This is a genomic window from Streptomyces sp. SAS_270 (assembly GCF_052543295.1).
This window is the reverse complement of sequence record NZ_JBMNDS010000005.1, coordinates 196879-214110: the sequence shown is the minus strand read 5'-3', so window position 1 is coordinate 214110 and position 17232 is coordinate 196879. Positions and strand designations below refer to the sequence as shown.

19 protein-coding genes are annotated in these 17232 nt (G+C 70.8%); 10 read left to right on the top strand and 9 right to left on the bottom strand.

The genetic code is table 11. The features are described from left to right. Positions 1-277: alpha amylase C-terminal domain-containing protein (locus ACN6LB_RS05935; RefSeq protein ID WP_445024842.1), on the top strand; the 277-nt coding region annotated here is incomplete at its 5' end. Positions 278-406: 129 nt separating this feature from the next. Here the strand turns inward: ACN6LB_RS05935 and ACN6LB_RS05930 are convergent. From ACN6LB_RS05930 to ACN6LB_RS05915, 4 genes are all read right to left on the bottom strand, one after another. Next, the gene (locus tag ACN6LB_RS05930; RefSeq protein ID WP_445024841.1) at positions 407-2626 is read right to left on the bottom strand and encodes a HelD family protein; all 2220 of its coding nucleotides are present in this window, start codon (positions 2624-2626) and stop codon (positions 407-409) included. A gap of 171 nt (positions 2627-2797) precedes the next feature. Next, positions 2798-3154: a thioredoxin family protein gene (locus tag ACN6LB_RS05925; protein ID WP_356142454.1), complete on the bottom strand. Its 357-nt coding sequence runs from the start codon at positions 3152-3154 to the stop codon at positions 2798-2800. Further along, entirely contained in the window at positions 3127-3555 is a 429-nt protein-coding gene (locus tag ACN6LB_RS05920) for a MerR family transcriptional regulator (RefSeq protein WP_445024840.1), read from the bottom strand. The genes ACN6LB_RS05925 and ACN6LB_RS05920 overlap by 28 nt, the downstream gene beginning before the upstream one ends. A gap of 28 nt (positions 3556-3583) precedes the next feature. Continuing rightward, a complete protein-coding gene (locus ACN6LB_RS05915; RefSeq protein WP_356142450.1) occupies positions 3584-4102 on the bottom strand; it encodes an Lrp/AsnC family transcriptional regulator in 519 nt (172 codons plus the stop codon). 87 nt (positions 4103-4189) lie between these two features. Here ACN6LB_RS05915 and ACN6LB_RS05910 point away from each other — a divergent pair, with 87 nt between their 5' ends. The 3 genes from ACN6LB_RS05910 to ACN6LB_RS05900 all read left to right on the top strand — a co-directional run bounded on the left by ACN6LB_RS05910 (position 4190) and on the right by ACN6LB_RS05900 (position 6491). Beyond that, a complete protein-coding gene (locus ACN6LB_RS05910; RefSeq protein ID WP_445024839.1) occupies positions 4190-5092 on the top strand; it encodes an NAD-dependent epimerase/dehydratase family protein in 903 nt (300 codons plus the stop codon). A 1-nt stretch (position 5093) separates the two neighbouring features. Continuing rightward, positions 5094-5984, top strand: coding sequence for an aldo/keto reductase (locus ACN6LB_RS05905; protein WP_445024838.1), 891 nt, complete (start codon positions 5094-5096; stop codon positions 5982-5984). A 141-nt stretch (positions 5985-6125) separates the two neighbouring features. Next, positions 6126-6491: an Lrp/AsnC family transcriptional regulator gene (locus tag ACN6LB_RS05900; protein ID WP_445024837.1), complete on the top strand. Its 366-nt coding sequence runs from the start codon at positions 6126-6128 to the stop codon at positions 6489-6491. 222 nt (positions 6492-6713) lie between these two features. Here the strand turns inward: ACN6LB_RS05900 and ACN6LB_RS05895 are convergent, their stop codons facing one another. After that, positions 6714-7427 carry a maleylpyruvate isomerase family mycothiol-dependent enzyme gene (locus ACN6LB_RS05895; RefSeq protein WP_445024836.1) on the bottom strand — a complete coding sequence of 238 codons (714 nt, stop codon included), beginning with the start codon at positions 7425-7427 and terminating at the stop codon, positions 6714-6716. Positions 7428-7529: 102 nt separating this feature from the next. On the opposite strand from ACN6LB_RS05895, the gene ACN6LB_RS05890 reads away from it, so the two are divergent. Continuing rightward, positions 7530-7970, top strand: coding sequence for a MarR family winged helix-turn-helix transcriptional regulator (locus ACN6LB_RS05890; RefSeq protein WP_445024835.1), 441 nt, complete (start codon positions 7530-7532; stop codon positions 7968-7970). Positions 7971-8010: 40 nt separating this feature from the next. Here ACN6LB_RS05890 and ACN6LB_RS05885 read toward each other — a convergent pair whose 3' ends face one another. Continuing rightward, positions 8011-8775, bottom strand: a complete 765-nt coding sequence (locus tag ACN6LB_RS05885) for a DUF2127 domain-containing protein (protein WP_356142442.1) — start codon at positions 8773-8775, stop codon at positions 8011-8013. A 204-nt stretch (positions 8776-8979) separates the two neighbouring features. Here ACN6LB_RS05885 and ACN6LB_RS05880 point away from each other — a divergent pair, with 204 nt between their 5' ends. Next, positions 8980-9597 (top strand): TetR/AcrR family transcriptional regulator, encoded by a 618-nt coding sequence (locus ACN6LB_RS05880; RefSeq protein ID WP_356142440.1) that lies wholly within the window; start codon positions 8980-8982, stop codon positions 9595-9597. A gap of 86 nt (positions 9598-9683) precedes the next feature. Here the strand turns inward: ACN6LB_RS05880 and ACN6LB_RS05875 are convergent, their stop codons facing one another. Continuing rightward, the gene (locus tag ACN6LB_RS05875) at positions 9684-11069 is read right to left on the bottom strand and encodes a cation:dicarboxylate symporter family transporter (RefSeq protein WP_356142438.1); all 1386 of its coding nucleotides are present in this window, start codon (positions 11067-11069) and stop codon (positions 9684-9686) included. Between the two features lie 226 nt (positions 11070-11295). On the opposite strand from ACN6LB_RS05875, the gene ACN6LB_RS05870 reads away from it, so the two are divergent. Together ACN6LB_RS05870 and ACN6LB_RS05865 are read left to right on the top strand one after the other, a co-directional pair. Next, complete coding sequence (locus ACN6LB_RS05870) at positions 11296-13002, top strand: sensor histidine kinase (RefSeq protein ID WP_445024834.1); 1707 nt, start codon at positions 11296-11298, stop codon at positions 13000-13002. Continuing rightward, the gene (locus tag ACN6LB_RS05865; protein ID WP_356142434.1) at positions 12999-13691 is read left to right on the top strand and encodes a response regulator; all 693 of its coding nucleotides are present in this window, start codon (positions 12999-13001) and stop codon (positions 13689-13691) included. The genes ACN6LB_RS05870 and ACN6LB_RS05865 overlap by 4 nt, the downstream gene beginning before the upstream one ends. Positions 13692-13721: 30 nt before the next feature. Here the strand turns inward: ACN6LB_RS05865 and ACN6LB_RS05860 are convergent, their stop codons facing one another. Together ACN6LB_RS05860 and ACN6LB_RS05855 are read right to left on the bottom strand one after the other, a co-directional pair. Continuing rightward, positions 13722-14135: a hypothetical protein gene (locus ACN6LB_RS05860; RefSeq protein WP_356142432.1), complete on the bottom strand. Its 414-nt coding sequence runs from the start codon at positions 14133-14135 to the stop codon at positions 13722-13724. Positions 14136-14182: 47 nt separating this feature from the next. Next, entirely contained in the window at positions 14183-14761 is a 579-nt protein-coding gene (locus ACN6LB_RS05855; protein WP_445024833.1) for a hypothetical protein, read from the bottom strand. A 166-nt stretch (positions 14762-14927) separates the two neighbouring features. Between ACN6LB_RS05855 and ACN6LB_RS05850 the strand changes: the two genes are divergently transcribed. Together ACN6LB_RS05850 and ACN6LB_RS05845 are read left to right on the top strand one after the other, a co-directional pair. Next, positions 14928-16301, top strand: a complete 1374-nt coding sequence (locus ACN6LB_RS05850) for an extracellular solute-binding protein (RefSeq protein ID WP_445024832.1) — start codon at positions 14928-14930, stop codon at positions 16299-16301. A 29-nt stretch (positions 16302-16330) separates the two neighbouring features. Continuing rightward, a complete protein-coding gene (locus ACN6LB_RS05845) occupies positions 16331-17230 on the top strand; it encodes a carbohydrate ABC transporter permease (protein WP_445024851.1) in 900 nt (299 codons plus the stop codon). The last annotated feature ends 2 nt before the right edge of the window (positions 17231-17232 follow it).

Here is a 17232-nt window from a genome sequence, read left to right as displayed (position 1 = left end):
CAACGTCTTCGCGTTCCTGCGCTACGACGCCGACGGCTCCCCGCTGCTCGCCGTCTCCAACTTCTCCCCGGTCGTGCGGCACGAATACCGCCTCGGGGTGCCCGACGACGTTCCCGCCTGGCACGAGGTCCTCAACACCGACCTCGCCCGCTACGGCGGCAGCGACGTCACCAACCCCGACCCGGTCAAACCGGAAGCCCAGCCCTGGCACGGCCGCGGCGCCAGCATCCGGCTGGCCTTGCCGCCACTGGCCACGGTCTGGCTGCGCCCGGCGTAGATCGCGCTTCGCGCTCGTCCTCAGACGCCGGACGGGCTGAGAATCAGCCCCTCCGGCGTCTGAGGAGCGGGGGTCCGGGGGCGGAGCCCCGGGAGACGGGACGGGCAGGGGCGGAGGGGGCGATAAACGTCAGGCTTCGACCAGCCCCACCGGCAACGCCCCGGTGTGCACAACCCCCAACGCCTGCGTCGCCCGGGTCAGCGCGACGTACAGGTCGCTGGTCCCGTACAGAGCAGGCTCCACGACCAGCACCGAGTCGAACTCCAGCCCCTTGGCCTGCCGAGGGTCGAGCAGCACGACCGACCGGGTGAGGTCGGGCTCCTCCCCCGCCGAAACCCCGTCCAACCGCGCGGCCAGCTCGGCGTGAAGCTCACGCGGAGCGATCACCGCAAGCCGCCCCTCGGCGGGGGTCAGCTCGGCGACGGCCTTGGCCACCGCCCCCGGCAGATCGCCCCCGGCGTCCCGCACCCACGGCCGCACCCCCGTCGACCGCACGGAACTCGGCGGCTCGAAATCGGGCCGCTCGGCGCGCAGCACGGCGGCCGCGAGGTCCATGACCTCGGACGGGGTGCGGTAGTTGACGACGAGGCGGGTGTGCTCCCAGCGGTCCTCGACGTAGGGGGCGAGAATGTCGGCCCAGGAGCCGACACCCGCCGCCTCGGCCGTCTGCGCGGGGTCGCCGACGAGCGTCATCGACCGGGTCGGCGAGCGCCGCATGAGCAACCGCCAGGCCATCGGCGACAGTTCCTGCGCCTCGTCGACGATGATGTGCCCGAACGCCCAGGTACGGTCGGCCGCCGCACGCTCGGCGGCGCTGCGGTGGTCGTCCTCCTCGTGCCGCTCGGCGAACCGCTCGGCGTCGATGATGTGGTGCGCGGACAGTACTTCGGAGTCCTCCTCGTCCTTGTCGTCGAACTCGTAGGTACGGGAGGCGTAGGAGACGTCCAGCACGCCCTGGGCGTAGGCGATCTGGCTGTGGCGCTCCCGGTCGGCACGCGCCCTGGTGAGCCGGTCGTCCTCCCCCAGGAGTTCGGCGGCCTCGTCGAGGAGCGGTACGTCGGCCGTGGTCCAGGCCCGGGTGACGGGACGGCGGATGGCGGCCGCGTCCTCCTCGGGGAGATACCCCTCGGGCTCGGCGAGGAAGTCCGCGACGATCCGCTGCGGGGTGATCCGCGGCCACAACCGGTCGATCGCCGACCAGACTTCGGGGTTCTCGGCCAACTCGTCGCGGATCTGCGTGATGTCACTGGCGTCGAGCAGGTTGGAGCCGTCGAACGGGTCGGTGCCGATGCGTTCGGCGACCATGTCCGTGAGCGCGTTGAGGATGTGCCCCTCGAAGTACTCGCGCGCCACGTTGTGCGGCAGCCCCGCCTCGCGGGTGCGCTCGCGGGCCACCTGGACGAGCCCGGCGTCGAGCATCAGGATCTCCCGGTCGTGCTCGATGGCGATCACCGGATCGGGGAGCGCCTGCCGGTCGCGTACGACTGCGGCGAGCACCTCGGCCATCTCCGCGCGGCCCTTCACGGCGGCCGCCCGGGGTGTGTCGGCGGCCTTCGCCTTCACGCCGGGGAACAGCTCGCCGACCGTCGCGAGGAGCACGCCCGTCTCGCCGAGCGAGGGCAGCACCTCGCCGATGTAGCCGAGGAAGGCGGGGTTCGGGCCGACGATGAGGACGGCACGCTTGGCGAGCAGTTCGCGGTGCTCGTAGAGGAGGAAGGCCGCCCGGTGCAGCGCGACGGCGGTCTTTCCGGTGCCGGGGCCGCCCTCGACGACCATGACACCCCGGTGCGGGGCGCGGATGATCCGGTCCTGCTCGGCCTGGATGGTCTGCACGATGTCGCTCATCCGGCCGGTGCGCGCCGAGTTGAGCGCGGCGAGCAGTACGGCGTCGCCGGTCGGGTCCTCGTGGCCGGTGCGTTCCTGGTCGCCCAGGTCGAGGATCTCGTCGTGCAGGTCGGTGACCCGGCGGCCGTCGGTGGTGATGTGCCGGCGGCGGCGCAGCCCCATCGGTGTGTGGCCGGTGGCGAGGTAGAAGGGGCGGGCGACCGGGGCCCGCCAGTCGATGAGGATCGGGGTGTGCTCGGTGTCCTCGGCACGGACGCCGATACGGCCGATGTGGTGGGTCGTGCCGGTGGTCAGGTCGATCCTGCCGAAGCAGAGCGAACCGTCGACGGCGTTCAGCGCGGCCAGCAGCCCGGAGCGTTCGGCGACGAGGACGTCCCGCTCCAGCCTGGCCTGCATCGGTGTGTTGCCCTGGGCCAGCGCGTCGGCCACGGAGTCCTCGGTGCCGCCGCGCAGGGCGTCGACGCGCGCGTACAGCCCGTCAATGAATTCCTGCTCAAGCCGCAATTCACCATCGGTAAATTCGGTGTTTGACACTTCCGCTCCCGCCCGGATATACTGTGCCTACTGAACTTCTTCGCGGCCCAATAACCTTGAAGTCGCGAACCATTCAATATACGCAAAGAAATCCCCCGAGCGCAATTGCTCGGGGGATTTCTTCGTTCCGGACCGCCCGCTTCACATCACGTCGGCGAGCTCCTCCAGCAGCCGCCGCTTGGACCGGGCGCCCACCATCGACCGCACGGGCTCGCCGCCGCGGAACACCATGAAGGTGGGCATCGACAGGACGCCGTAGGCGAGCGTGGTCCCCGGGTTGGTGTCCACGTCGAGCTGGACGACCTTGATCCTCTCGCCCTCCTCGGCGGCGAGATCCCTCAGCACCGGCCCCATCTGCCGGCACGGCGGGCACCAGTCGGCCGTGAACTCCACCAGCACGGGCAGGTCCGCCGCGATCACCTCCGCCTCGAAGTCCCCGTCCGTCACTTCCGCCACGCCTGCCGCCTTGATCACCGCGTCCGCCCTCCCAGTTCGCATACGGGTTCCGGGCCGCCCGGAACCTCCGCGCCGGCCGCCAGCTCGTCCCGGGCCTGCTCCGCCCGCGTCAGCTGCTCGCCGACCTGCGCCCGCACCGACCGCAACTCGTCGATCACCGCGTCGAGTTCGCCGAGCTTGCGCCGGTAGACCGCGAGCGAGGCCGGGCAGGAGTCGCCCTCCGGGTGCCCGGCCCGCAGGCACTCCACGAAGGGGCGCGTCTCCTCCAGGTCGAACCCGAAGTCCTGCAGGGTCCTGATCTGCCGCAGCAGCCGCACGTCGTCCTCGTCGTACGTGCGGTACCCGTTCTCGCCGCGCCGCGCGGGCAGCAGCCCCCGCGACTCGTAGTACCGCAGCGTCCGCGTGGTGGTCCCGGCACGTTCCGCCAGCTCGCCGATTCGCATGAGCCGACGGTAGTCCTTGACGCCGACGTCAAGGCAAGGGCGGCAGCAGCGGCTTCCGGCTCACCGGGGACGACAGGACGATCGAGGTCGTCGTACGGCCCAGGGCGGAGGTCTGTTCCAGGACGTCCTCCAGGTGGATCGTGTCCGTGACCGCGACCTTGAGGATCCAGCAGTCCTCGCCGACGACGTGGTGGGCCTCGATGACCTCGGGGCGGGCCAGCAGCTCCAGGGTGCGCGGGTGCTTGAAGGTGTAGCCGCCGTGCGGGTTGACGCGGATGAAGGCCTGGATGCCGTACCCGAGGCGGGAGGGCGCGACATGGGCGCCGTAGCCCGTGACCGCGCCGGCGGACTCCAGGCGGCGCACCCGTTCGGCGACGGCCGCCGGGGAGAGCCGGACCCGGCGGCCCAGCTCGCTCAGCCTGATCCGGCCGTCGCTCTGCAGCAGTTCCAGGATCTGCCGGTCCAGCGCGTCGAAGGCCACCGACGTTTCGTTGGCGGCGGCTCGCAGCTGCCGTGGTTCTTTCGGTGCCGCGGCCGGATCTCCCATGACTCCCCCTTCAGACCTCACGCGTCTCTCGGGAGAATTATCACCACAGGGCCGCGGCGCGGTGCATCGGATTACGGGGAGGACGTCGTGCGCGACATATTGGTCATCGGCGGAAACAGGTATTTCGGAAAGCGGCTGATAACGCGCCTGATCGCGGCCGGGGACCGGGTCACCGTCCTCAATCGCGGCTCGTCCGCGCCGCCTGCCGGGGCCGTCCATCTCGTCGCGGACCGGAATGACGAGAATTCCCTCGGAAAGGCGCTGGGTTCACGGACGTTCGACGTCGTCGTCGACCAGGTCTGCTACACACCGCGCCAGGCGGAGATCGCACGGCGGGTCTTCGCGGGCCGCACCGGGCGGTACGTCATGACCTCCACCGTCGAGGTGTACGAGTACGAGAACACGGCCGGCCTCGTGCGCGAGGACGCCGTGGATCCCCGCACGGTCACCGTGGACCTCGAACTCCCCTGGCAGGACACGGAGTTCCTGGACGCCCACTACGGCGAGGGCAAGCGGCAGGCCGAGGCGGTCCTCGCGGCCGACCCCGCCTTCCCGTACGTCGCCGTGCGCGTCGCCCATGTGCTGGGCGGGGGCGACGACTTCACCGGCCGCCTCGACCACTACGCGTCCCGCATCCGCTCCGGCGAGCCCATCGCCGTGCCCGCCGTGAACCACCCGGCGACGTACATCCACGTCGAGGAGATCGCGGACTTCCTGGTGTGGGCGGCGGGGGCGGAGTTCACCGGACCGGTCAACGCGGCGTCCCACGGGCTGCTCTCCACCGACGAATTGTGCGAGGCGGTGGCCGCGCAGGTACCGGAGGGCAAGACCGTGTTCCGCAGCGTCGAGGTCGGGGAGGTCTCACCGTTCTCCTTCACCCGCGCCTACGGGATGGACAACTCCCGGGCCAGGCGGCTCGGTTTCACCTTCGGCGAGGCGCGGCACTGGCTGCCGCGCGCCGTCGCCGAGACGCTGGGAAAGGGCAACTGACATGCGTTACCGCACTCTTGGGGACTTTCGGGTCGGCGCGATCGGGCTCGGCGCGATGCCGCTGTCCATCGAGGGACGCCCGGAGGAGAAGCGGGCCATGGCCACGGTGCACGCCGCACTGGATGCGGGTGTGACGCTGCTGGACACGGCGGACTCGTACCACCTGCCCGGCGACGAGCCCGGTCACAACGAGCGGCTCGTGGCCCGCGCCCTGGCGACGTACGGCGGCGACACCGGTGACGTGCTGGTGACCACGAAGGGCGGCCGCGGCAGACCGGCCGACGGCAGCTGGACCGTGACGGGTTCGGCGCGGCACCTGAAGGCCGCGGCGGAGGCTTCCCTCAAGCGGCTCGGCGTCGAGGCGATCGGCCTCTACCAGCTGCACAAGCCGGACCCGGCCGTCCCCTTCGAGGAGTCGGTGGGTGCCCTGCGCGATCTCCTCGACGAGGGCAAGATCCGTTTCGCCGGCATCTCCAACACGGACACCGATCAGATCCGCCGGGCCCGCGCGATCCTCGGCGACCGGCTGGTCTCGGTCCAGAACCAGTACTCGCCCGCCGCCCGGGACAGCGAGGCCGAACTGCGGCTCTGCGCCGAGCTCGGCATCGCCTTTCTGCCGTGGAGCCCGCTGGGCGGGATCTCCCGAAGCTCGCTGGACGGCCCCTCGCAGCTGGAGCCGGAAGGCTTCGGTGCTTTCCACACGGTGGCCCGCGCGCACGGCGTGAGCCCCCAACAGGTCTGCCTGGCCTGGCTGTTGACGCTCTCACCCACGGTCGTCCCGATTCCGGGCGCCAGCCGCCCGGAGACCATCCGGGACTCCGCGCGGGCGGCGGACCTGGCACTGGAGGCCCACGAAATCCACCGCCTGAACGCCGCGGCCGACCGCCCCTGAATCAGCCGCGCCCACCGCCGCCCGCGCCTCCCGCGCCGACAGGAGTGGCCGTACGGCAAAGCGGCCCGGCCATCCCCGCCACGGGCGCCCCGTGACGGCGAGCAGCCCGGCCGCCCGGCCGGCCTCGTGCGGGCGGACCCGGTGCAGTGCCGTGGTGAAGAAGGGCACGACACCGGTCTCGCCCTTCTGGCCGCCCTGCAGCAGGACGGCCGGGCGAGCCATGCCGAGCCGGCCGCGGCGACCGGCTGGTCCCCGGCGACGGTCGGCCGCAGACCGGACGAACTCCAGTCGTCGGGAGCCCTGTTCTTCGACGTGGACCTGGACGACACCCTGCTGGGTGCCACCGCCCAGGCCCTGCTGTGGATGTCGGTCGCCCCGGCGCACCTCGACACGGTGGCGCGGACGCCGGCCACGACGAGCCGGCCTTCGTCGCCGCGACCACCGGGCCGACCAACCTCGTCGCCCAGGCCCTGTGCCCGGACCCGGCCGCGCTGCACGACTGCCTGACCCTGCGACTGGGCTCCCTGGATGCGATCCGGGCCGTGGAGAGCGCACCCGGGCTGCGCACGGTCGGGGCGGCGGGCCCCCTGCGACCCACCGCCCCGACCGTTCGCGGCGCGTCCCCCACCCGCCGCACGACCCGCCGAGGCGGGCCTGACCATGGCTCGACTCCGTTGGGATGCCGTCGAGTCGAACCCGGCCGCATCGGTCCCCCCTGCCCCCGCCCGCTCAGCCGCTTCCGTCGGCCACTGCGCCGGGCGCTCCCGCGGACTCGGCCGCGGACGGTTCGCCGCCCAGCCAGCACTGTCCGCTCGATCCGCCGGCGGCGCAGCCCCGGACGAGGTGCGGCTGTGCCGCCTGTGTGCGCCCGGTGAGCAGCAGGAGCAGCGCCGAGATCGGGCCGCTGATCTCCTCGCCCTCGCCGCGGGCCCACTCGATGTCGGTGGCGACGAGCCGGGCGTGCGGGAGCGGCCAGGGGCGGGGCGGGAGGCGCATCGTCCAGACCCGGTCCGCGGCGTCGCGGGCCGCGGCGGCGGGCATGACGCGGTCCCGGTCGAGCGCCAGCGCGATGTCCTGGCCGTGGACGAGGAGGTCGAGCAGCGGTTCGCGCGGGGTGGTGCCGGGCGCGAGGCGGCGGGAGCCGACGATCGAGCGGAGGTTGGCGACGATCTCCGCGACGGGCAGCTCGGCCTCGCGGACCGCCGAGTCGTGGATCATGCGGTCGACGCTCCCGCGGGCGCGCAGGAACTCGCGTATGACAGCCCGGTGGGAGTAGCGCGCGGCGACGGTCAGATGTGCGGCGACGTCCCGCACCCGCCAGTCGCCGCACCGCGTGGGCGTCGCCCACTCCTCGGGGCTCAGCCCCTCCAGCAGCTCGGCCAGACCTGCCCGTTCGCGGTCGACGATCCGCCAGCGCTCGTCCGTCCCGAGTACGACACCCATGGGAATCACCCACTCAAGTGGTAAGCTTCTCTGACCAAATTAGTCAGAGATCCTGACCAGTGTCAAGGACCGGCGCACAGCCGAAGAGGGAGTGCTTCGACGATGGTGGCGGAGAGCGAGCTCAACACGGGCGTGCTCCTGTTCCTCCCGTACCGGGCCCTGGAGAACCGCGTCTTCGCCGCTCTCGCCGCCGCGGGTTTCGACGATTTCACCCCCGCCCAGGCCCGGGTCCTGCAGCGGATCGGCCCGGACGGCACGCGCCTGACGGAGCTGGCCGAACAGGCCCAGGTCACCAAGCAGACCGCGGGCTTCCTGGTCGACCAGCTGGAGAAGGCGGGCTACGTACGACGGATGCCGGACCCGACGGACAAGCGGGCCCGGCTGGTGTGCGGGGCGGAGCGCGCCTGGGCGGCCAAGGAGGTCGCCGACGAGGTGGTCGCCGAGGTCGAGAAGGAGTGGGAGGACCACCTCGGCAAGCGCCGTATGACGCAGCTGCGGCAGGCGTTGACGCTGCTGCGGGAGGTCACGGACCCGTGGGCCTGACCGCGGCCCACGGACCCCGCCGCATCGCGCCGGCCGCGTCCTAGACCAGGACGCCCGCCGATTCCTCCACCTCCAGCAGCGACGCGCTGTGCCGCTCCTCCTCGAAGGCCCTGCGCCCGCCCCGCAGCCCGAACAGCCGCTTGGCCAGGGCGATGTAGAGCACGGCGAGGATGTTGAGGACCAGCGTGGCGATCTTCAAGTAGCTGACGTGCTCGGTGAGTTCGTAGATCTCCAGCGGGAGGAACGCGGCGGTGGCAACCACCGTCAGGTACTCCGCCCAGCGCTTGGCGTACCAGAGGCCGACGGCTTCGACGAGTTCGATGACGGCGTACGCGAGAAGCAGCGCGGCCACCAGCATCAGGGTGGAGTGCTTGTAGTCGAAGGTCTTCTGGATGGTGCCGACCACGGGCGCGTGGTCGAGGTCGTAGTGGAAGTGCCTGAAGACCGGCCGGAAGACGTCCAGGTACTCGTCGAAGAGCCGGCGCACCGAGTCCTGGCTGTTGCTGAACTTCCAGACTGCGACCGCGACCAGCACGATGAACACGCCGCGCACGGCCCGCTCGATCGCCAAGAAGCGCAGGATGAACAGGTCGCGCAGCACCTTGCCGCGCGGGACGAGCGGCGCGTCGGCGGCCGGCCCCGAGCCGTGCGGCTCGCCGAGCGCGAAGTCGCCGCAGCGCAGGCACCGCCAGACCTCACCGAGCGCGGTGTCGGCGTGCAGCCGCACCCGCAGGCGGGGGTCGTCGGGTGCGTACGTCACATGGCCGCGCCGCGCGCATGTCCGCCGGTCCCAGTCGATCTTCATATCCCCGCTGCCCTTCGCAGAACTCCGCAGAACGTGCCGTGCCGCACCCGTCGGTCCGGCACGGCACGGTAGTGCATGTTCCACGAGACGACGGGCTCGGGGGTCGGGGTTCCCGAAGCGGCCCGCGCGCCTGGACCGTCCGCGTAAAAGGATGCGGTGGAGGCCTTGTGGACGCGGGCGTCGGGTCGGCAACAGCTGTGCAGAATGGCTGTCATGACCACGGGCAGCCCCAGCCGGGCGGATGTGAACCGCCGCCGCATCCTCGACCTCGCCCTCGCCGAGCTGCTGCGCGACCCCGATGCGTCGATGGACCAGATCGCGCGGGCCGCGGGAGTCGTACGACGCACGGTGTACGGGCACTTCCACACCCGTGAGGCCCTGGTCGGCGCCCTGGTCGACGAGGCGGTGGAAACGGTGACGGAGGCGCACGCGGCCGGCCGCGACGGCGTCGCGGACCCGGCGGAGTCACTCGCCCGCTCCACGCTCGCCGTCTGGGAGATCGCCGACCGCTACCGGCTGCTGGTCGCGCTCGCCCAGCGCAGCGTCACCGTGCAAGGCATCCGCGACCGTCTCACCCCCGTCCGCGAGGCCTGCGCCGAGACCATCCGGCGCGGCCTGGACCAACACGTCTTCGAGTCGCCGCTGCCGCCGGACGCGCTGGCCTACGTGCACGAGCAGTCGCTGTTCGCGCTGATGGAGGCGGTGAACGACGGGCTGCTGGCAGCGGAAGAGGCGGGCCGCTCCGCCGCGGTCACCATGCTGACCACGGCGGGCGTACCCGCCTCACGCGCCACCGAACTGGTGGCCGAGCTGAGCGACTGATCGCCGCCGAGTCCGGACCGAGCGGCCGGGCCTACGGGGGAGTGACCCAGCCGCTCGGAGTTTCCTGGGGCGGCGCCCCCGGCGGGCTACGCCTTGGCGAGTTCCTTCTCGCCGCCCTGCTCGGGCACCTCCACCGGGACGACGTCGTCCTCGTCGTTGTCCAGCAGGGTCTTCTCGTCGAAGGGCAGTTCGCCGGCGAGGACACGGTTCACACGGTCCTTGTCGACCTCGCCGGTCCAGGTGCCGATGAGAAGGGTGGCCACCGCGTTGCCCGCGAAGTTGGTGACGGCGCGGGCCTCGCTCATGAAGCGGTCGATGCCGATGATCAGGCCGACGCCGTCCACCAGGGCGGGCTTGTGCGACTGCAGACCACTGGCCAGGACGGCGATACCGGATCCTGAGACACCGGCCGCGCCCTTCGAGGCGACCATCATGAAGAGCAGCAGCCCGATCTGCTGGCCGATGCCCATCGGCTGGTCCATCGCGTCGGCGATGAACAGCGAGGCCATGGTCAGGTAGATCATCGTGCCGTCGAGGTTGAAGGAGTAGCCGGTCGGCACGGTGATGCCGACGACCGGACGGCCGACTCCCAGGTGCTCCATCTTCGCGATGAGCCGCGGCAGCGCGGACTCGGACGACGAGGTGGAGACGATCAGCAGGAACTCCCGGCCGAGGTACTTCAGCAGCTGGAAGATGCTCACCTTGGCCACGAGCTTCGTCAGCGTGCCGAGCACGACGACGACGAACAGGAGACAGGTGACGTAGAAGCCGAGCATGATCGTGACGAGCGCCTTCAGCGCGTCCATCCCGGTCTCGCCGATCACGGCGGCCATCGCGCCGAAGGCGCCGATGGGCGCGGCCCACATGATCATGCCGAGGACCCGGAAGACCAGCTTCTGGATGTGCTCGACCCCGCGCAGGATCGGCTCACCGGAGCGCCCCATGGCCTGCAGCGCGAACCCGACGAGCAGCGCCACGAGGAGGGTCTGGAGCACCGTCTCCGAGGTGAAGGCCGAGACGAACGTGGTCGGGATGATCCCGAGCAGGAAGTCGACGGGCCCCTCGGCGGCCTTCGCCGCCTGCTCGTGCCCGACGCCCTTGACGGCCTCGGTCAGATGCATCCCGCTGCCCGGGTGGATGATGTTGCCGACCACCAGGCCGATGGCGAGCGCCACGAAGGACATGGCGATGAAGTAGCCGAGCGCGAGCCCGCCGACCTTGCCGACCTGGGCGGCCTTGCGTACGGAACCGACGCCGAGCACGATCGTGCAGAAGATGATCGGCGAGATCATCATCTTGATCAGTGAGACGAAGCCCGCGCCGATCGGCTTGAGCTCCTTGGCGAAGTCCGGCGCGGCGAAGCCGACGGCGATACCGAGAAGCACCGCGATGATCACGGCGATGTAGAGGTAGTGGGTGCGGTCCCGCTTCCCAGCGGGTGCGGCAGGTGCCGTTCGGGCGGTGCTGGCCACGGCTGGCCTCCTTGACGACGACGTCGGCATCATTCCGGCGTGCGGCTCACGTCCGGCGGAACCCGGAGTGCGGATCGCTTCCGGGAGGGGATCCGAACGGGAACCTGAATCCCGTGTCGGGCCGGGAAAATCGATCCCGGGATGCGGTGACTATCTCCCGGCCTGTGAGGGCGGTCACCCTTCCGTTCATTTAGTTCACGCATGAGCGCGGGGGCACACTGATGGCATGCGCCTCCCCCGCGTCCCCCGACCTCGCAGCCTGGCCGGTCAGCTCTTCGGCATGCAGGCCGTGCTGATCGCGGTCCTCGTCGCCGGGTACGCGCTGTTCACCTACGTCAGCGACCGCAGCCAGGCCGAGGACGCGGCGGCCCGCCAGGCCACGGCCGTAGCCCGCTCTGTGGCGGACGCCCCGTCCGTACGGGCGGCCATCCGCACCGCGAACCCCACGAAGGACCTCCAGCCGTACGCCCTCCAGGTGCAGCGGCACACCGGGGTCGACTTCGTGACGATCATGAATCCGCAGGGCATCCGCTGGACCCACCCCGACAAGAGGCTGATAGGCAAGCACTTCCTGGGCCACATCGGCCCCGCGCTGAAGGGCGTCTCCTTCACGGAGACGTACACGGGCAGCCTCGGCGCGTCCGTGCGCGCCGTCACCCCGGTCTACGACGACGGTGTGATCGTCGGCCTGGTCAGCGCGGGCATCAAGGTCGAGGTGATCACCTCTCGGGTGCAGGACCAGGTCACCGCACTGATCGGGGTCGCGGCGGGCGCCCTGGCCCTGGGCGGTCTCGGCACCTACGTCATCAACGCCCGGCTGCGCCGCTCGACGCACGGCATGAACGCGGCCGAGCTCAGCCACATGCACGACTACCACCAGGCCGCGCTGCACGCCGTACGCGAGGGGCTGCTGATGCTGGACGGGCAGTACCGGGTGGCGCTGATCAACGACGGCGGACGGGAGCTGCTCGGGGTGAGCGGCGACGTGGTGGGCCGCTCGGTGGCGGAACTGGGCCTGCCCGCCCCGCTGACCGGCGCGCTGCTGTCGGCGGAGCCGCGGGTGGACGAGGTTCATCTGACCGAGGCGCGGGTGCTGGTCGTCAACACCTCGCCGGTGTCGGGCGGCGAGCGCCGGGGCACGGTCGTGACGCTGCGCGATGTGACCGAACTCCAGTCGCTGATGGGCGAGTTGGACTCCGAGCGGGGCTTCACGCAGGCACTGCGCTCGCAGGCGCACGAGGCCGCGAACCGGCTTCACACGGTGGTGTCGCTCATCGAGCTGGACCGCGCGGAGGAGGCGGTCGACTTCGCCACCGCCGAACTGGAACTGGCCCAGACCCTCACCGACCAGGTCGTCGCGGCGGTCAGCGAACCGGTCCTCGCCGCGCTGCTGCTGGGCAAGGCGGCCCAGGCCAACGAGCGGGGTGTGGAGCTGGTGGTGTCGCAGGACAGCGGCATCGACGACGGGCTCCTGCCCGACACGCTGCCCGCCCGCGACCTGGTCACCGTCCTCGGCAACCTGATCGACAACGCGGTGGACGCGGCGCAGGGCACGGTGGGCGCCCGGGTCACGGTCACGGCGTTCACGGACGACGACGGGCTCGTCCTGCGGGTCGCCGACACCGGCGCCGGTGTCGACCCGGCCCACGCCGAGGCCGTCTTCCAGCGCGGCTGGTCCACGAAACCGGCGGGCCCCGGCGGACGCGGCCTCGGACTCGCCCTGGTCCGCCAGGCCGTGGCCCGGCACGACGGAACGCTGACGGTGGCCGAGGCGGCCGGGGGCGGGGCGGAGTTCGCGGTGCGGCTGCCGTTGTCTACGGTGGGTGCCGGCCGGCCGCCGGTGCCGCCCTCCGGCGACGGGGCCACCGCCGCGCCCGGCCCCGTTCAGGACCCCCTGCCCGCCCAGCCCGCCTTGCCTGGAGGCGACGTATGACGACGCCCGACCGTCCCATCCGCGTCCTCGTCGTCGAGGACGACCCCGTCGCCGCCGACGCGCACGTCATGTACGTGGGCCGCGTCCCCGGCTTCACGGCGGTGGGCAAGGCGCACACGGGCGCGGAGGCGCGCCGTGCCCTGGACCGCACCCCGGTGGACCTGCTGCTCCTGGACCTGCACCTGCCCGATGTGCACGGCCTGCAGCTGGCCCGTTCGCTGCGCGCGGCCGGGTACCACGCGGACGTGATAGCGGTGACGTCGGCGCGGGACCTGACGGTCGTACGGGAAGGGGTCTCGCTCGGGGTGGTGCAGTACGTCCTGAAGCCGTTCACCTTCGCCACGCTCCGCGACCGTCTCATCCGGTACGCCGAGTTCCACGCGGCGGCGGGCGAGGCCAGCGGTCAGGACGAGGTGGACCGCGCGCTGGCCACCCTGCGCGCCCCCGGCCCGGCCGCGCTGCCGAAGGGCCTCAGCGCCCCGACGCTTGAACGCGTCACGCGCACCCTGCGGGACTCCGCCGAGGGCCTCACGGCAGCGGGGGTCGCGGAGGAGGTCGGCATCTCCCGGATCACGGCCCGGCGTTACCTGGAGCATCTGGTGGACGCGGGGCGGGCGGGCCGCAGTCCGCAGTACGGGCAGGTGGGGCGGCCTGAGTTGCAGTACCGGTGGCTGAAGGTGACGGGGTGACGGTGACGGTGACGCGGGGGCCGGAGTCGGTCAACGGCCGCGCGGCCGGAGGCGGGTGATCGCCGCGAAGGTGACGAAGGCGGCCAGGGTCCCGACCGCGAGGCCGGGGTAGTCGGCCCAGTCGGGGTCGTCAGGAGCGGGAATCGCGGCGTGCGCAAGGCGACCGGCGGCCCACCCGACCAGCAGCCCGCCGCCGAACGCCGGGTGGCGGTACCGTACGCCCTTGGTCACGTCGTCGAGCAGCGCCAAGACGGTGACGAGGGCCATTACGAGCACCTGATCACCCCAGCCGATCGCGGCCATGAACGCCCCGAAGGCGAGGCAGAAGAGCCAGGCCTGGGCCAGCGGGACGACCGGTGCGGGATCCCCGGCGGCCTGCCCGGGAAGCCGGAAGAACCGCCGCACTCCCTCGACGAAGCCGCGCTCGCTGCCGTCCGACGTCATGTCGCCCCCCGGGGTGTCAGGTTGGCCGGAGGCAGGCGCCTCCGCTCTCAACTCCCTTGAGGTGGACCACCGGTGACGGCCGGAGGTTGTACGGCCACCGGTCGGCGGGCGTACGACACGACCTGCGCCCCGAGGCCGACCGCCGCCAGCGCCTCGACGATCGACAACGCCAGGAGTCCGGCCCCGACTTGGCCGCCGCCCCAGTAGACGGCGAGCCCCGCGAGCGGCACGACGCAGAAGGCGAGCAGGTCGATGCCGCACTGGATGACCTTGCGCGAGGCCCTGCGCCGGTCGCCCCGGTGCGCGGTCTCCCACCGGAACGCGACCTCCGTCTGCGCGAGTCCGGCCAGGCGCGGCGCCAGGTCACTCCTGACATAGGTGCCGATCGCCGAGATCTTCTCGTCGTTGACGAGGTACGTCCAGCCGAGCACGACGCACACGGGCGGCAGCGCCAGCAGCATGGACGTCTGCTCGGCCTGTGCGGCCGCGGCCACGACCGCGGCCACCACGGCGAGGGTCACATAGAGCAGGTTGTCCCGGAACCCGATCCGCGCCTTCTGCTCGTCCTTGACGCTCTGGTACTCGGCGAGCAACAACTGCCCCTCGGTGATGTCCCGTTCCGACATGCGTCCCCCGTTCCGGCGCCCAACGCACCGACTGTGCAGGCAACTTGCCTGCACCTTAAAAGATCCCGGCTCCTGCACGGTCATTGACCTGACTAGACCACTCCTCTTACGTTCGCGGGGCAGCCATCCCGGCCACAACGACGTAGGCCAGTAGGAGGTCGTGCCCGTGCGCCCCACCGCCGCCACTCCACTTCTCCTCGCAACGCTGATCGCCGCCGCGTCCCTCACCGCGTGCAGCTCGGGTTCCGGAAGCGATCCGGACACCGTCAAGATCTCCTTCAAGCAGTCGACGGACAACTCGGTCAAGGTCATGGACACCTACCTGGCCGACATCAAGAAGCAGTTCGAGAAGGCCAACCCCGGCAAGAAGGTCGAGCTGGTCCCGATCAAGGCACCGGACTCGGAGTACTACACGAAACTGCAGCAGATGCTGCGCTCCCCGAAGACGGCTCCCGACCTGGTCTACGAGGACACGTTCCTCATCAACTCCGATATCACCAGCGGGTACTTGAAGCCGCTCGACCCGTACCTCGCCAAGTGGAAGGACTGGGACCAGTTCATCGACACGGCGAAGGCGGCGGCCAAGGCGCAGGACGGGAAGACGTACGGCGTCCCGGACGGGACGGACACGCGCGGACTCTGGTTCGACAAGGACATCTTCAAGAAGGCCGGTCTGCCCGCGAACTGGCAGCCGAAGACCTGGGACGACGTCCTCGCCGCCGCCCGCACGGTGAAGGAGAAGGTCCCGGGCGTCACGCCGTTGAACGTGTACACGGGCAAGCCGGCGGGCGAGGCCGCGACGATGCAGGGCTTCGAGATGCTGCTGTACGGGACGGGTACGGACGCCGGGAAATCGGATCCCCTGTACGACACGGCGTCGAAGAAGTGGATCGCAGGCGGCCAGGGTTTCAAGGATTCCCTGAAGTTCGTGGAGACGGTCTACAAGGAGAAACTGGGCCCCTCCCCCGACATCGCCCTGGACCCCAACATCCAGACCATCGTCCGCGGTGACCTGCTGCCCAAGGGCAAGCTCGCCATCGACCTGGACGGCTCCTGGCTCCCGCAGGACTGGCTGAAGGGGGGCGGCCATGAATGGCCCGAGTGGTCACAGGAGTTGGGGCTGGCCCCTATGCCTACGCAGCACGGCCAGGCGCCCGGCAAGGTGAGCATGTCCGGCGGCTGGACGTGGGCGATCCCGGCGAAGGCGTCCAACCCCGACCTGGCGTTCAAGTTCATCGAGACGATGCAGACGAAGGCGAACGCCCAGAAGTGGTACATCGCCAACTCCGGTATCGCGGTACGCCAGGACGTGGCGTCCGATCCCGCGTACGTGAAGGCGCAGCCCGGCATCAAGTTCTTCACCGACCTGGTGGCGAGCACGCACTACCGGCCGGCGTATCCGGCGTATCCGAAGGTCTCCACGGCCATCCAGGAGGCGATGGAAGCCGTCACGACGGGCGACAGCTCGGCGGACAAGGCGGCGAGCGGCTATGACGAGGAGCTGAAGTCGGCGACCGACGACCAAGTGGTCAAGAAGTGAGCGTCGGTACGCAACCCGTGCGGCACCCGGTGGGCTCGAAGTCCGCCTCCCCGTCACCACGTCGGGGAGGCGTGCGCCGCTCACTGACCCGCGCGCTCCCGGTCACCCCGGCCGTGATCCTGCTGGTCCTGTTCCTGGCGGGACCGATCGGCTACTGCGCCTACATCGCCTTCACGGACCTGCAGTTGACGGGCCAGGCCCACTCGTCCTTCGTGGGGTTCGAGAACTTCCGGGCCGCGTTCAAGGACGAGGCGTTCCTGAACGCGGTGTGGCTGACGCTGGTGTTCACGCTGCTGTCGTCACTGGTCGGCCAGAACACGCTGGGCCTGGCGCTGGCCGCGCTGATGCAGCGGGCGTCGAAGCCTGTCCGGACGTTGGTGGGCGGGATCGTCATCACGGCGTGGGTGCTGCCGGAGGTGGTGGCGGGCTTCCTGCTGTACGCCTTCTTCCGCCGGGAGGGAACGCTGAACGCCATCCTCGACTGGCTCCATCTCCCGTCCCAGAACTGGCTGTTCACCCTCCCCATCCTGGCGGTGTCGTTCGCCAACGTCTGGCGGGGCACGGCGTTCTCGATGCTCGTCTATTCGGCGGCCCTGAACGAGATCCCGAAGGAGATCACGGAGGCTGCGGAGGTCGACGGGGCGGGTGGCTGGCGCCGGATGTGGTACATCACGCTGCCGATGATCCGCCGCTCGATCGGCACGAACCTGATGCTGAACACGCTCCAGACCCTGTCCGTCTTCGGGCTGATCTGGGTGATGACAAGGGGCGGCCCCGGCGGCAAGAGCCAGACCCTCCCCCTCTTCATGTACGAGCAGGCCTTCCAGAAGAGCATGATCGGTTACGGCACGGCTGTGGCGCTGTTGCTGCTGGTGGTCGGTTCGCTGTTCTCGGTGGTCTACATGCGCCTGCTGCGAACGGAGGTGTGACG